This window comes from Saccharopolyspora tripterygii (assembly GCF_054778355.1).
The window spans coordinates 314,034-328,060 of record NZ_BAAGZP010000001.1; the positions used below are offsets into that span (position 1 = coordinate 314,034).

14 protein-coding genes are annotated in these 14,027 nt (G+C 69.8%); 10 read left to right on the plus strand and 4 right to left on the minus strand.

All coding sequences use genetic code 11. The features are described from left to right. Positions 1-18 precede the first annotated feature (18 nt). The 8 genes from ACYVF3_RS01650 (at position 19) to ACYVF3_RS01685 (ending at position 7,966) form a co-directional block, all read left to right on the plus strand. Positions 19-1,341, plus strand: a complete 1,323-nt coding sequence (locus ACYVF3_RS01650) for a M16 family metallopeptidase (protein WP_461152509.1) — start codon at positions 19-21, stop codon at positions 1,339-1,341. Then, a complete protein-coding gene (locus ACYVF3_RS01655; protein ID WP_461152510.1) occupies positions 1,338-2,705 on the plus strand; it encodes a M16 family metallopeptidase in 1,368 nt (455 codons plus the stop codon). The genes ACYVF3_RS01650 and ACYVF3_RS01655 overlap by 4 nt, the downstream gene beginning before the upstream one ends. 25 nt (positions 2,706-2,730) lie before the next feature. Beyond that, the gene (gene nudC / locus ACYVF3_RS01660; RefSeq protein WP_461152511.1) at positions 2,731-3,657 is read left to right on the plus strand and encodes an NAD(+) diphosphatase; all 927 of its coding nucleotides are present in this window, start codon (positions 2,731-2,733) and stop codon (positions 3,655-3,657) included. 200 nt (positions 3,658-3,857) lie between these two features. Further along, complete coding sequence (locus ACYVF3_RS01665) at positions 3,858-5,933, plus strand: ATP-dependent DNA helicase UvrD2 (protein WP_461152512.1); 2,076 nt, start codon at positions 3,858-3,860, stop codon at positions 5,931-5,933. A 119-nt stretch (positions 5,934-6,052) separates the two neighbouring features. Beyond that, complete coding sequence (locus ACYVF3_RS01670) at positions 6,053-6,253, plus strand: hypothetical protein (protein ID WP_461152513.1); 201 nt, start codon at positions 6,053-6,055, stop codon at positions 6,251-6,253. A gap of 137 nt (positions 6,254-6,390) precedes the next feature. Further along, positions 6,391-6,741 carry a WhiB family transcriptional regulator gene (locus ACYVF3_RS01675; RefSeq protein WP_461152514.1) on the plus strand — a complete coding sequence of 117 codons (351 nt, stop codon included), beginning with the start codon at positions 6,391-6,393 and terminating at the stop codon, positions 6,739-6,741. Then, a complete protein-coding gene (locus ACYVF3_RS01680) occupies positions 6,738-6,947 on the plus strand; it encodes a hypothetical protein (RefSeq protein WP_461152515.1) in 210 nt (69 codons plus the stop codon). The genes ACYVF3_RS01675 and ACYVF3_RS01680 overlap by 4 nt, the downstream gene beginning before the upstream one ends. 125 nt (positions 6,948-7,072) lie before the next feature. Next, positions 7,073-7,966: a class I SAM-dependent methyltransferase gene (locus ACYVF3_RS01685; RefSeq protein ID WP_461152516.1), complete on the plus strand. Its 894-nt coding sequence runs from the start codon at positions 7,073-7,075 to the stop codon at positions 7,964-7,966. A gap of 127 nt (positions 7,967-8,093) precedes the next feature. Here ACYVF3_RS01685 and ACYVF3_RS01690 read toward each other — a convergent pair whose 3' ends face one another. Then, positions 8,094-9,413, minus strand: a complete 1,320-nt coding sequence (locus ACYVF3_RS01690) for an ABC1 kinase family protein (protein ID WP_461152517.1) — start codon at positions 9,411-9,413, stop codon at positions 8,094-8,096. A gap of 250 nt (positions 9,414-9,663) precedes the next feature. Then, a complete protein-coding gene (locus ACYVF3_RS01695) occupies positions 9,664-9,813 on the minus strand; it encodes a DUF5679 domain-containing protein (RefSeq protein ID WP_010693945.1) in 150 nt (49 codons plus the stop codon). Positions 9,814-10,040: 227 nt separating this feature from the next. Here ACYVF3_RS01695 and ACYVF3_RS01700 point away from each other — a divergent pair, with 227 nt between their 5' ends. Continuing rightward, positions 10,041-10,598, plus strand: a complete 558-nt coding sequence (locus ACYVF3_RS01700) for a YgjP-like metallopeptidase domain-containing protein (RefSeq protein ID WP_461152518.1) — start codon at positions 10,041-10,043, stop codon at positions 10,596-10,598. 189 nt (positions 10,599-10,787) lie between these two features. On the opposite strand, the gene ACYVF3_RS01705 is transcribed toward ACYVF3_RS01700, so the two are convergent. Beyond that, entirely contained in the window at positions 10,788-12,266 is a 1,479-nt protein-coding gene (locus tag ACYVF3_RS01705; RefSeq protein ID WP_461152519.1) for a zinc-dependent metalloprotease, read from the minus strand. Positions 12,267-12,371: 105 nt separating this feature from the next. Between ACYVF3_RS01705 and ACYVF3_RS01710 the strand changes: the two genes are divergently transcribed. After that, positions 12,372-13,406, plus strand: a complete 1,035-nt coding sequence (locus ACYVF3_RS01710; protein ID WP_461152520.1) for a YlbL family protein — start codon at positions 12,372-12,374, stop codon at positions 13,404-13,406. 6 nt (positions 13,407-13,412) lie between these two features. Here ACYVF3_RS01710 and ACYVF3_RS01715 read toward each other — a convergent pair whose 3' ends face one another. Next, positions 13,413-13,931 (minus strand): PPA1309 family protein, encoded by a 519-nt coding sequence (locus ACYVF3_RS01715; protein ID WP_461152521.1) that lies wholly within the window; start codon positions 13,929-13,931, stop codon positions 13,413-13,415. Positions 13,932-14,027: the final 96 nt, after the last annotated feature.

Consider the following 14,027-nt stretch of genomic DNA (forward strand, 5'->3'; position numbering starts at 1 on the left):
GCACGTAGGCTGCGTGGCATGGTCGAACCCCAGCTGCATCGCGTCACTCTGCCCAATGGGCTGCGCGTGGTGTTGGCACCGGACTCGGCAGCGGGCCAAGCGTCATCAGGGCAGGCCCCTGTGGTCGGTGTCAGCGTGCACTACGACGTGGGCTTCCGCTCCGAACCGGAAGGGCGCACCGGATTCGCGCACCTGTTCGAGCACTTGATGTTCCAGGGCAGCGAAAGCCTCGAGAAGCTCGCGCACTTCCGCCACGTCCAGGGATCCGGCGGCGTCTTCAACGGTTCGACGCACCAGGACTACACCGACTACTACCAGGTGCTGCCCTCGGCCGCCCTGGAGCGCGCGCTGTTCCTGGAAGCCGACCGGATGCGCGCCCCGAAGATCACCGAGGAGAACCTGCGCAACCAGGTGGACGTGGTCAAGGAGGAGATCCGGCTCAACGTCCTCAACCGCCCCTACGGCGGTTTCCCCTGGATCCTGCTGCCGCCGGTGCTGTACTCGACGTTCGCCAACGCGCACAACGGGTACGGCGACTTCACCGACCTGGAGCAGGCCACGGTCGACGACTGCGCGGCCTTCTTCGACACCTTCTACTCGCCGGGCAACGCCGTGCTCACCGTGGCCGGTGACCTCGACGTGGACCGGACGATCAAGCTGATCGAGAAGCACTTCGGCGACGTCCCGGCCCGCGAGGTCCCGCAGCGGCCGTCGTTCGGCGAGCCGTTCCCGACCAGCGAGGTGCGCGGCAAGCACACCGACCCGCACGCACCGCTGCCCGCCGTCGCGCTGGGCTACCGGCTGCCTGACCCGGTCGGCGAGCTCGACGCCTACCTGGCCAACGTGGTCCTCTCGGCGATCCTCTCCGACGGCGACGCGTCCCGGCTTCAGCAGCGGCTCGTGCACTCCGAGGCGCTGGTCGTCGACGTGAGCGCCGGAACCGGCCTGATGGGCGCTCCCCTGGACGCGCGCGACCCGGACACCTTCACCTTCACCGCGATCCACACGCCCGACGTCGGGGTGGACCGCGTGATCGGCGCGATCGACGAGGAGCTCGACAAGATCGCCTCCGAGGGCCCGAGCGAGGAGGAGCTGCACCGCGTCACCGCGCGGTGGGCGGCGAGCCTCTACCGGGAGCATGACAGGGTCATCTCGCGGACCCTCGACCTGGGCAGCACCGAGCTGCTGCACGGCCGCGCCGAGCTGATCTCGGAACTGCCCTCCCGCATCGGCCAGGTCCGGTCCCAGGACGTCGCCGCGGCCGCCAAGGCCCTGCGCTCCGACGCCCGCGCCGTGCTGGAGATCGAACCCGCTGGTGACGAGAACGGAGGTGCGGCATGACCCGCGCAACGCACCGCAGCGCCGAGGAGATCGGCCGCACCGAGGCAGGTCCGCGTCCGCTGCCGCCGCTGGCCGAACCCCGCACCGGGGTTCAGCCGGTGGGCGTGGACACCGTGCTGCCCAACGGACTTCGCGTCATCGCCGTCCGCCACGGCCAGGTGCCGATGGTCGAGATGCGCCTGCGCATCCCGTTCGCCGGCGACGCCCGGGAACACCCGGCGCAGGCCGAGGTCCTGGCCGAAACGCTGCTGACCGGCACCGCCCGCCGCGACCGGGTCAAGATGGACACCGACCTGGCCGCCGTCGGCGGAGACCTGCACGCGGTGGTCGATCCCGAGCGGCTGAGCATCGCCGGTGACGCGCTGGCCAGCGGCCTGGACACGCTGCTGGACGTGCTCGCCGACGCGCTGACCGGAGCCACCTACGCCGAGGACGAGATCAACGCCGAACGCGCTCGGCTGGTCGAGCGGATCAGCGTGGCCCGTTCGCAGCCCCGGGTGATCGCCCGCGAGGAGCTGCAGCGCCACCGCTACGGCGACCACCCCTACGTCCGCGAGGTCCCGCAGGCCGAGGACGTGGCCGAGGTGACCGCCGAGCAGGTCCGGGCGCTGCACAGCGCGGCCGTCCTGCCGCGCGGCGCGGTCCTGGTGCTGGTCGGCGACATCGACCCGAACACCGTGGTCGGCGAGGTCGAGAAGGCCCTGGCCGGCTGGAAGTCCGAGGCCTCGGCCCGCGAACTGCCCGCACTGCCACCGGTCACCGGCGGCGACGTGCGGCTGGTGCACCGGCCGGGTGCCGTCCAGTCGCAGCTGCGGTTCTCCGCGCAGGCGCTGGCCCGCACCGACGAGCGCTACCCGGCGCTGCAGATCGCGAACCTGGTCTTCGGCGGCTACTTCTCCTCGCGCCTGGTGGAGAACATCCGCGAGGACAAGGGCTACACCTACGGCGCGCACTCGTCGTTCGAGTTCACCAAGGGCAACGGCACGCTGCTGGTCGACGCCGACACCGCCAGCGAGGTCACGGCGGCCGCGCTGCTGGAGACCCGCTACGAGCTGGCGAAGATGGCTTTGGTGCCGCCGTCGGAGTCCGAGGTCGAGTCGGCTCGGCAGTACGCGATCGGCGGGCTGCTGACCTCGACGGCCTCGCAGTCCGGCCTGGCATCGACGCTGTCGGGGCTGGCCGCGGCGGGCCTGGACCAGGACTGGCTGAGCGCGCACCCCGAGAGGCTGCGCGCTGTCACGGTCGAGCAGGTCGCGGACGCGGCGAAGCTGTTCGCGCCCGGTTCGTTCACCGGCATCGTCGTCGGTGACGCCGACAAGCTGGCCGACCAGCTGCAACTGCTCGGCGGCGTGGAGCTGCCATGAGCCGGTTACCGGATGGAGCGCGAGAATGACCCGCGAAGTGTTCGTCGGCGGGGGTTTCCAGCTGGATTCCGCTCCGCTCCTCTCGCGGTCCACTGTGGACCGCCGGGAGGAGTGGCGGGAATCCCTCGACGGCGGCGCGAAGCTGTGGCACACCGGCAAGGTCGTGCTCGTCGACGCCAAGGGCCGCTCGCAGATCGGCGAGGACTCGCGGCTGGTGGTGCAACCGGCCGTCGACTTCGGTGACCGGCCGTCGCCGAACGCGGTGCTGCTCGGCGTCGAGGACGACGTCAGCTACTGGGCGTTGCGCACGGATCACGACGGCACCCAGGATGGCTGGCGGGACCTGCGCTCCGGTGGTGCGCTGCTCAACGACACCGATGCCGGGCTGCTCACCACCGCCGTCGGCCTGCTGAGCTGGCACGACAACGCCCGCTACTGCGCGGTCTGCGGTGCGGCGACCACCCGCGTCCGCGCCGGGTGGGCCCGTCGTTGCTCGGGGTGCGACCGCGAGGAGTACCCGCGCACCGATCCGGCGGTGATCTGCCTGGTCAGCGACGGCGAGGACCACGTGCTGCTGGCCCGGCAGCCGATCTGGCCGCAGTACCGCTTCTCGGTGCTCGCCGGGTTCGTCGAGGTCGGGGAGTCGCTGGAGGCCTGCGCCGCCCGCGAGATCGAGGAGGAGGTCGGGGTCAAGGTCACCGACGTCCGCTACCTCGGCAGCCAGCCGTGGCCGTTCCCGCGTTCGCTGATGCTCGGTTTCGCCGCCATCGCCGACCGCAACGCCCCGTTGGTCCCGGCGGACGGTGAGATCGAGGAAGCCCGATGGGTGCACCGCGACACGATCCTCGCGGCCCTGGAAGCCGAGGGCGAACCGGTGGACGGGATCCGCATGCCGCCGAACGTCTCGATCGCCTACCGAATGATCAAGGGCTGGGCCACTTCCCGGTCCTGACACCCCGCCACACCCAGGGGGATTCGAACCTCGCGCGAAATTTGAGCCCGGGCCTTCCGGCTCGAACTTCGCGCGAGATTCGAATCCTGATCCCTCGCGTGGGCGTGTCCGCGCTGGTCAAGATCGTGGGGACGCGATCTGGGCGACACACGGTGGTGGGTATCGCCTGATCGGTGTCGGGGGTCTGCGAGGATGCCTGCATGGCCGATCAACCGCGTCTCCTGGAAGGTTTGGATCCGGAGCAGCGGCAGGCCGTCATCGCACCGCGCGGGCCGGTGTGCGTCCTGGCGGGTGCGGGAACGGGCAAGACCCGGACCATCACCCACCGCATCGCCCACCTCGTCCAGCGCGGTCTCGTCACGCCGCGGCAGGTCCTGGCCGTGACCTTCACGGCGCGGGCGGCGGGCGAGATGCGCACCCGGCTGCGGGAGCTCGGGGCCGCGGGGGTGCAGGCGCAGACCTTCCACGCGGCCGCTTTCCGGCAGCTCCGGTACTTCTGGCCGCGGGTGCACGACACCCACATGTGGCAGCTCACCGACAACAAGTTCCGCCTGGTCATGCAGGCCGCGAACCGGCTGGGGCTGTCCACCGAGCGGGAGGACGTGCGCGACCTCGCCAGCGAGATCGAGTGGTCGAAGTCCTCGCTGATCAGCCCGGAGCAGTACCCGGCGGCCGCGCAGCAGGCTGGGCGCGAGACGCCGATCCTGCCGGAATTGATCGCGAAGGCCTTCGCCGGTTACGAGAAGCTCAAGAGCGGCGCGCAGCTGCTCGACTTCGACGACCTGCTGCTGCACATCGCGGCGATCCTGGAGGACCGCGACGACGTCGCGGAGGAGTTCCGGAGCCAGTACCGGTCCTTCGTGGTCGACGAGTACCAGGACGTCAACCCGCTGCAGGCCCGCGTGCTCGACGCCTGGGTCGGCAACCGCGACGACCTCACCGTGGTCGGGGACGCCAACCAGACCATCTACTCCTTCGCGGGCGCCTCCCCGAAGTGGTTGATCAACTTCCCGCGCAAGTACCCGGAAGCGACCGTGGTGCGGCTCGAACGCGACTACCGGTCGACCCCGCAGGTCGTGGACCTGGCCAACCAGGTCATCGGTGCCGCGCGCGAACGTCCCGCGGGCACGCGGCTGAAGCTGGTCGGGCAGCGCCCGGACGGGCCGCGGCCGGACTTCGCCGAGTACGACGACGAGACCGACGAGGCCGATGCGATCGCGCGCAAGGTCGCCCAGCTGGCCAAGCGCGGCGTCGCGCTCTCGGAGATCGCGATCCTGTTCCGCGTCAACGCCCAGTCCGAGGTCTACGAGAAGGCGCTTTCCGACGCCGAGATCCCGTACCAGGTGCGGGGTGGCGAGCGGTTCTTCGCGCGCGCCGAGATCCGCCAGGCGATGGCCACCCTGCGCACCGCGATCGCCCGCGACACCGACGCCGAGGACCTGCCCGCAACGGTGCGCGAGCTGCTCGTCGAGGTCGGTCTGACCGATGAGCCGCCGGCCGGTGGCTCGGCCCGCGAGCGCTGGGAATCGCTGATCGCGCTGGTCGAACTCGCCGAGGGGCTGGTCGCCACCAACCCCGACGCCGACCTGCCCCGCTACGTCGCCGAGCTCGACGCCCGCGCCGAGGCCCAGCACCCGCCGACCGTCGAGGGCGTCACGCTCGCGTCGCTGCACGCGGCCAAGGGCCTGGAGTGGGACGCGGTGTTCCTGGCGGGACTGGTCGACGGGACCTTGCCGATCCAGCACGCCGACACCGACGCGGCGGTGGAGGAGGAGCGGCGCCTGTTCTACGTCGGTGTCACCCGAGCGCGTGAGCACCTGCACCTGTCCTGGGCGCTGGCCCGTGCCGGTGGGCGTCGCTTCCGGCGTCGCAGCCGGTTCGTCTACAGCCTCGTGCCCGACGGGCACCCGGCCGCGTTGCCGAGCAAGGTCAAGCAGCCGCAGCCGCCCGCGCGGCAGGCCGCGACGATCAAGCCGAAGTGCCGGGTGTGCTCGTGCACGCTGGTCAGCACGATCGACATCAAGCTGGGGCGGTGCTCGGACTGCCCGTCCGATGTCGACGAGAACCTCCTCGAACAGCTCAAGGCGTGGCGCAGCGTGCGGGCCAAGCAGCTCAAGGTCCCGGCCTACGTGGTGTTCACCGATGCGACGCTGACGGCGATCGCGGAGCAGCGGCCGGAGGACGAATCCGCGTTGGTGGGGATCTCCGGTATCGGCGCCAGCAAGATCCAGAAGTTCGGCACCGACGTGCTCGCCTTGATCAACCGGGTGAACTAGAGAAATCGCAGGTCAAAAATATGTTGCGGGCTGTACCCCGCAACCCATAACCTCGTAAACACGCGCGCGCCGATTCGGCGCGCATTCGCCGGACGAGACCGATGAGGAGGTGGGCAGCAGTGAAGATCTTCGAGACGATCACGAATGCCCCGCGCTCCCTCATGGCCGGGGTCGTTTCGCTGCTCGCGGGCACCTCCGTGTCCTTCGCCGCCATTGCTGATCTGCGCGTCGCCAAGCCGCGCGTCTATGGCTTTGTCCCGGCGACTGCGCAGCGCCCGAGCACGTCGGTCCGTTGGCACTTCCTGGATCCGCTGATCTAGGAAAGCCCCAGGCTTCTCAGAAGGCCGCGGACCTGCACACGGGTCCGCGGCCTTTTTTGTGCTGGGTTGATCCACACCCACAACCACATCCATCCACAACCACACGTTGTCTGCCATCGACTACTGGAGGAAGTCGTATGTTCACCGCGAGTGTGCCGATACCCGAGTCGGCCGTGGACTCGCAGTTCGAGCCCGAGCAACCCCCGGGCTCCTCGCTGCAACGCCGCTTGCCCTGCCGACGCGACCCGGACCTGTGGTTCGCCGAGAACCCGTCCGACCTGGAGCAGGCGAAGGTCCTGTGCAGCGACTGCCCGATCAAGACCGCGTGCCTGGCCGGCGCGATGGACCGCTGCGAACCCTGGGGGGTCTGGGGAGGCGAGATCTTCGAGCGCGGCGAGGTCGTCGCCCGCAAGCGCAGGCGCGGTCGTCCGCGCAAGCACCCACGTCCGGAAGAAGCCGAACCACGCAAGCAGGAGCGAGCAGCATGAGCAACGACAACGCGACCACTCTGATCCACCCGAACACCGCGGAGCTGCGCATGCAGCCGACCGAGGATCTGATCCGGATACATCGGAAGGAGAGATTGGCCGAAGCCGAGCGACAACGCGCGGTGCGCGCGCACTCGGCAGGCAGGAGATGGCGGGCGATCGCCCGCTACGCGATGAGAAGAGCCGAAGCCGCTGAGCGGCGCTGAACCCTGTGATCGCGCGCTCGCGGGTGCCGCGTCGGCCGTCGCTTTCCCGCGACGGCCGACGCACTCTTGCCGACATGGCAAATCGGCGTGCGTGATTCGCGTTGCCCGGTCTAGGGTTTCGGCTCGTGGGAGCACATACGCATTCGCACGACAACATCGACTGGGACGCGCACCTGCAGCGGTTGCGCGCAGCTGACGACTTCATCGAGCAGGACCTCGTCGAGGTCGTCGGGCGGCTGCTGCTGCCGGAGGATCGATCGGTGATCGAGATCGGCGCCGGGGCAGGCGGAACGGCCGCGATCTTCGCGAAGTCCCTCGCCGGCAACGGTGGACAACCGCAGCTGACCATCGTCGACACCGCCGAGCAGCTGCTCGCGGCGGCGGGGGAGCGGGCGTCGGATGCCGCCGAGGGCGTCACCGTCCGGACCGTTCGAGCGGACGCCGCTGCCGACACGCTCGCCGATGAGGTCCACCAGGCGGGCGCTCCGGCGCAGGCCGACCTGGTCTACGCGGCGTTCGTGGTGCACCACCTGCCCGACCAGCTGGCGGGCCTGCGCAGGCTCGCGGGCCTGGCGAAACCCGGTGGGCGGTTGGCGGTCGTGGAGTTCGGCCTGCAGACCCGGGTGCTGCCCGCCGACGTCGGGGTCGGCGCACCGGGCCTGGAAGCCAGGCTGCTGGGGGCGAGCGAGCAGTGGTTCCAGCGGATGCGCGCCGAGATGGACGGCGCTGTCCGGCTCCCGGTCGGCTGGCCGAAGGCGATGGCAGAGGCGGGACTGACGGGGGCGACCTCGTTCAGCTACCTCGTCGACCGGGCCGCACCGCTGGACGCATCGGGCCGCGCCGCTGCGCTGCGGCAGCTCCACATGCTCCGCCGCGATGCCGACGAACTCCTCGACCCCGAGGACGTCACCGCGCTCGACCAGCTCCTGGACCCCGAAGGCGAGCACTTCGCCGGTAACCGGGACGACCTGCACTACCTCAGCGCCAACACAGTGCACATCGGCACCAAGCCCGCTTAGGAGCTTGGTGAGGGGTGGCGGTGCCAGCAGCAGGAACCGCGAGGGGAAAGCGCAGCGGCTCTGCCGCGTTCGTCAGCAGCACCCAGGTCGGCGGGACCTGACGCGTCGAGCGACGCGGAATCCGGGCTCAGGCCTCGGCTTCCGCGAAGCCGGGTTGCCACTCGGCGATGATGTCGCGGGTGGCGACCTCGGCGTCCAGCTGGCACAGGATGCCCGTGGCGCCGAGCGTGACCCGGTGGATCAGCAGGTAGTCCGGCGGCAGGTTCAGCGACCTGCCGGTCCGGAAGTCCGGTCCGCGCAGGTCGGAGACGCGTTCGGCCTGCTGCTGCAACCAGCTGCGGCTGAAGTGGAACGTCTCCTCGCGGGCCGGGTCGACGAACGGCGCCAGGTAGGCGAGCACGTCCTCCGCGGGCAGCTCCTGGTCCGGCTGCACGAACCGCTCCGAGCGCAGCAGCTCCAGCAGCTCGGTCGAGCGGTCCTCCAGCGCCAGCCGGATCATCTTGCCGAAGGTCGGCGGGAGTCCGTCCGGCACCCGGGAGACCGCGCCGAAGTCGATCACGCACAGCTTGTCGTCCGGCAGCAGCATGAAGTTGCCCGGATGCGGGTCGGCGTGCAGCAACCCGACCTTCGCCGGTGTGGAGAAGTGGAACTCGGCCAGCAGCCGACCGGCCCGGTTGCGCTCGGCCTGGTCGCCGTCGGTGATGATCTTGGAGAACGGCTTGCCCGTGACCCACTCCGTGACCACGACCTTCGGCGCGCTCGCGATCACCGCAGGCACCACGACGCGCTCGTCATCGGAGAAGACCTTGGCGAAGGTGCGCTGGTTCTCGGCCTCGATGCGGTAGTCGAGCTCCTCGACCATGCGCTCCTGCAGCTCCTCCAGGAGCGGTTTGACCTCGGCGCCCGGGGCCAGCGACTGGAACAGCCGGGAGAAACGCATCAGCTGCCGCAGGTCGGAGCGCAACGCCTCGTCGGCGCCCGGGTACTGGACCTTGACCGCCACCTCGCGGCCGTCGTGCCACACCGCCCGGTGCACCTGGCCGATGCTCGCCGAGGCGGCGGGCTCGTCGTCGAAGGACTCGAACCGCTGGCGCCACGAGGCACCCAACTGCTCGCTGAGCACGCGGTGCACGCTGCTGATCGGCATCGGTGGCGCCGCCGACTGCAGCTTGGTCAGCGCCTCGCGGTAGGGGCCTGCCATCGCGTCGGGGACGGCGGCTTCGAAGACGCTCAACGCCTGACCGAACTTCATGGCCCCGCCCTTGAGCTGCCCGAGCACCGCGAACAGCTGCTCAGCGGTCTTGGCGGCCACATCGGCGTTGATCTCGGCCGCGTCCTGACCGGTCAGGCGACGACCCCAGCCCGCGGCGACTCGTCCGGCGACGCCCAAGGGGAGGCTGGCGAGCTTGGCGGTGCGATGTGCGGCTTGGCGGGGAATGTCGGCCACGAATTCTCCTAGGTGCGCGCAGGAAAACCCTCTCGAAGACCGAAAGCCGTGAGTTCGTCATTCGGAAACCGAGAAGCCCATCAACATGCTAGTCGTTCAAGAGCACGTCGTGGGCTGTGATCGGCATTCTGGAGGAGTGAGGTTCGTTCCCCCGGCCTAACCGGACAGGTCGGCGGGAACGGATTCGGCGCTTCGCGATGCGCCCGAGGACTGGCGCAGGGTGGGCCGCTGAGGGCCCACCCGTGCCCTGTCACGCCTTGCCGAGGATGCGGGTCATCTTCGTTCCGCACACGGGGCATGTGCCCTTGGCCATCCGGCGTCCGTTGGTCTCCGAGACCTCACCGGAAAAGTCGCGCTTCTCCCGGCACTTCACGCAGTAGCCGTTGTACGTCTCGGCCACGGCTCCCCTCCTTCTGGTCATTGATCCAGCGCCACAGCTGGATCGCCGTCGCCCCCCTGCGGGCGGCTGGGGGAACCGTACAGGCGGAGTAATTGAGATGCATGCATTACGCGTAGGGCATGTTCGACTCGATGGAGTAATCATTCGGCCATTGATGCCCTCCCGGAGTTGAGGTGCAGCTCACAGGGGGACCCGTTTGTCGGAGCCAATCGCTAGGGTCCACTTCCGTGGCTGAACCGCAGGTCGAGGTCCGCCGCAGCAAGCGCCGCCGGCAGACGGTGAGCGCTTATCGCGACGGCGACAAGATCGTGGTGCTGCTCCCGGCTCGGATGAGCCGTGCGGAGGAAAAACGCTGGGTGGCGGACATGCTGAGCCGTCTTCAGCGCAGCGAGACGCGACGCCGATCCCCCGCGCGCAACTCGGACGAGGCGCTGGTGCAGCGCTGCCGTGAGCTGTCCGTGAAATACCTGGACGGCCGGACCGATCCGAGCAGTGTTCGATGGGTGCCGCCGATGCGGACCCGCTGGGCCTCGTGCACGCCTAGCGAGGGCACCATTCGGGTGAGTCAACGACTGCGAGATGTACCCGGATGGGTGCTCGATTACGTGCTCGTCCACGAGCTCGCGCACCTGCTGGTGCCCGGTCACGGCGCCGACTTCTGGAAGTGGGTCCAGCGGTACCCGAAGACGGAGCGGGCCATCGGATACCTGGAGGGCCTGGTCGCGGCGGCCCAGCTCGAGATCGGCCTCACCGACGACGAGACCGAAGAACCCGAAGCCTCCTGACACCACCCCGGCAACCGTTCCTGGGGGTGCCGTCTGGATTCCGCGCGCGGCAGTTCCCAGTTTTAGTCCAAACTGAGCCGACATTTCGGACATGATCATGGCTCGGTTTGGACTAAAACTGGGATTGGACGCGCATCAGCCCACCGCGAGGTCGCGATGGGCTGATGTGGTGCAGCGGTCCTGAGCAGGTCAGGACTTGGTGTCTCCGTTGGGGCCTTCGGTGTTCTTGGGGCCTTCCGGTCCTTCGTCGTCCGAGCCGTCGGGGTTTTCGCCCTCGGTGCTGTCGGAGCTCTGGGACTCGGTGGTGTCGTCGGACTTCTCGGCTTCTTCGGCCCGGCGGATGGCCGCGATCGGGTCGTCGAGGTCGGAGCCCGAGCCCCAGCGGTCGGCGAAGTCGAGCGGCTCGTCGAGGTCGGTGCTGTCGGGCAGCAGGTCGGGGTGGTCCCAGACCTGATCGCGGGCCTCGGTGCCGTGGCGTTCGGCCATCAGCCGCCAGAGGTTGGCCGCGTCGCGCATCCGGCGCGGGCGCAGCTCCAGCCCGATCAGCGTCGCGAAGGTCTGCTCGGCGGGTCCGCCGCTGGCACGACGCCTGCGGATCAGCTCGCCCAGCGCCTCGGCGGAGGGCAACCGCTCGCCCAGCGCATCGGCGACGACCACGTCGACCCAACCCTCGACCAGCGCCAGCAGCGTTTCGAGCCGGGTCAGCGCGGCCTGCTGCTCCGGGGTGGTCTTCGGCTCGAGCATTCCCGAGCTCATCATCTCCTGCATCGCCGCCGGGTTGGACGGATCGACCTTGCCGGCCAGGTCCTCCAGCGCGGAGGTGTCGATGTGGATGCCGCGCGCGTACTCCTCGACGGTGGCCAGCAACCGCTGCGCCAACCACGGGACGTGCCCGAACAGCCGGTGGTGCGCGGCTTCCCGCGCGGCCAGGAACAGGGTGGCCTCGCTCGTCGGCCGGTCCAGTCCTTCGACGAACCGGTCGATGTTGGCGGGCAGCAGCGCCGCGGTCCCCGAGGGACCGAGCGGAAGCCCGACCTCGGTGGAGGTCAGCACGTCGCCGCCGAGCTGGGCGAGTCCGCTGCCGAGCTGCGAACCGAAGGTCATCCCGCCCATCTGGCCGAGCATGTTCAGCAGCGGTCCGGCGGCCTGCTTGGCCTCCTCCGGCAGGGCTTCCAGCCACGCCGCGGACATGCGCTGCGCGATCGGGTCGCACAGCCGCTGCCACACCGGCAGCGTCTTCTCGACCCAGTCGACCGAGGACCAGGTCTGCACCGAGCGCACGCCCGCGGGCAGCGAGGTGCTGGCGTCCAGCCAGAGCTCGGCGAGGCGGACCGCGTCCTCGATCGCCTTGACCTGCTCCTGGCTGGGTCGCTCGGTGCGCTGGTTGTTGTGCAGCTGCTGCACGGCGAGTTGCTTGGCGAGGTCGTAGTTGACCGGCCCGGACTGGCCGCCGCCACCACCGGAGTGGCTCAGCGCCTGGCCGAGCTGGGTCAGCATCTGGCCGAGCTGCCCGATGTCGAAGTTGCCGCCCGGTCCGGGCATGCCGGCGAAACCGAAGGGATTGTCCCCCGGGTTGCCGGACCCGCCCTCAGAGCGGCCTTGCGACGAGTCGCCCTTGTCAGGGTCGTCGGGGTCCTGCGAGCTGAACCCGAACGGCATGTTGGTCATAGTTCCACCGTACGCGGCCTGGGCCGCCCCTAAGAAGAAGTCGTCTGTCTGGTCGGTGCGAACACCGGGCACATCGCCAACAGCGAACACGTACGCTGTCGCCTCGTGAACCGCCGTACCTGGACGCTGCTGACGAGTGTCGTGCTGGTTGTCGCCTTCGGTCTGCTCGGCGCGTTCGCGCGGGTGCCGTTCGTGGCGCTGGGCCCCGGTCCGACGTACGACACGCTCGGCTTGGATGGCGACCACCCGGTGATCAGCGTCGAGGGGCACGAAACGTACCCGACAGCCGGTCACCTCAACATGACCACGGTATCGGTGACCGACCAGTTGTCGCTGTTCGGTGCGCTGGGCCTGTGGGTCTCCGGTCGCTACGCGCTGGCTCCGCGCGACGTCTACTTCCCGCCGGACAAGAGCGAGCAGCAGATCGAGCAGGAGAACACCGAGGCGTTCAACGACTCGCAGACGACCGCGGAGTCCGCGGCGCTGGGCTTCCTCGGGTATCCGAACAAGGTGCTGATCGGCCAGATCGTCAAGGGCAGCCCGGCCGACGGCTCGCTGGAGCCCGGCGACCGGCTGCTCAGCGCCCACGGCAAGCCGGTCACCGACGCGGCGTCGCTGAAGACCGCGCTGGGCGGCACCAAGCCCGGAGACCGGGTGGAGATCCGCTACCAGCGGGGTGACCAGCCCGAGCAGGTCGCCAACGTGCAGCTGGGCCGCAACGACCAGCCGGGCGGAGACCAGTCGCAGGGCTTTCTCGGCGTGGCCGCGACCGAGCGCCCGGACGTGCCGTTCGAGATCAAGATCAGCCTCGCCGACGTCGGCGGTCCTTCGGCCGGTCTGATGTTCACGCTCGCGATCATCGACAAGCTGACGCCGGGCGAGCTCAACGGCGGCAAGTTCGTCGCGGGAACCGGTGAGATCGACCCTGCGGGCAAGGTCGGCCCGATCGGCGGCATCCCGTTCAAGATGATCAAGGCGAGGGAAGCGGGCGCCACGACGTTCCTGGTCCCGGCGGAGAACTGCGCCGAGGCCAAGTCGCAGGCCCCGGAGGGCCTGCAGCTCGCCCGCGTCGGCACCCTCCTCGACGCCACCAAGGCGTTGGAAGCGGTGCGCGGCAACCAGGCCCCGGCTCCCTGCTGAGGCCGGTCAGGCGAAGGTGGCCTGCAGGGCCTTCAGGAGGTTGGGGGCCAGCGACGGGTCGTTGAAGACCTCGTCCTCTTCCTCGCCGCGGAGCCGCATCACGCAGGAGTGAGCGACGTCGTCGCGCAGCACCGCCGCCACCAGCCGCGCTTCGCGGCGGTCGGGGTGTTCGGCGGCCATCTTGCCCGCGCCGTCCTCGTCGTCCGGCAGCTCGGCTTCGGCTTCCGGCGGGAGCACGATGATCTCCTGGACCAGGGCGCAGCCGATGACCTGCTCCGGCCACTCGATGCGGGCCAGCGCCTCTCCCAGGTCCTGGGCCGGCAGCGACTCCTGCGCGAGCGGGGTCAGGGGAGAGGCCGCGGGGTCGAGCTGGTCGGCCATGTCGGGGGCCGCGGCGAGCATGGTCTCGGTCGAGACCAGGGCGAAGATCTGGGTCGGCTGGTCCCAGCCGCCGGACGCGACGAACTCCTCGACCTCGCGGGTCGTGGCGGGCAGGGCGAACCCCAATTCCTCAACGGAAGGCATGGTCGCCATCGTCCCAGAGCGGGGATCCGCTCGACGAGGCGCGCCGAGCGGCGGCGATCGATACCGATCTGTGTCCGAAAAATACCGTTCGCGCGG

Bases quoted from the DNA above. Each gene is read 5' to 3' on its own strand.
- ACYVF3_RS01650 (WP_461152509.1), top strand. From the start codon at position 19: ATGGTCGAACCCCAGCTGCATCGCGTCACTCTGCCCAATGGGCTGCGC.
- ACYVF3_RS01655 (WP_461152510.1), top strand. From the start codon at position 1,338: ATGACCCGCGCAACGCACCGCAGCGCCGAGGAGATCGGCCGCACCGAG.
- nudC (WP_461152511.1), top strand. From the start codon at position 2,731: ATGACCCGCGAAGTGTTCGTCGGCGGGGGTTTCCAGCTGGATTCCGCT.
- ACYVF3_RS01665 (WP_461152512.1), top strand. From the start codon at position 3,858: ATGGCCGATCAACCGCGTCTCCTGGAAGGTTTGGATCCGGAGCAGCGG.
- ACYVF3_RS01675 (WP_461152514.1), top strand. From the start codon at position 6,391: ATGTTCACCGCGAGTGTGCCGATACCCGAGTCGGCCGTGGACTCGCAG.
- ACYVF3_RS01680 (WP_461152515.1), top strand. From the start codon at position 6,738: ATGAGCAACGACAACGCGACCACTCTGATCCACCCGAACACCGCGGAG.
- ACYVF3_RS01705 (WP_461152519.1), bottom strand. From the start codon at position 12,266: ATGACCAACATGCCGTTCGGGTTCAGCTCGCAGGACCCCGACGACCCT.
- ACYVF3_RS01715 (WP_461152521.1), bottom strand. From the start codon at position 13,931: ATGCCTTCCGTTGAGGAATTGGGGTTCGCCCTGCCCGCCACGACCCGC.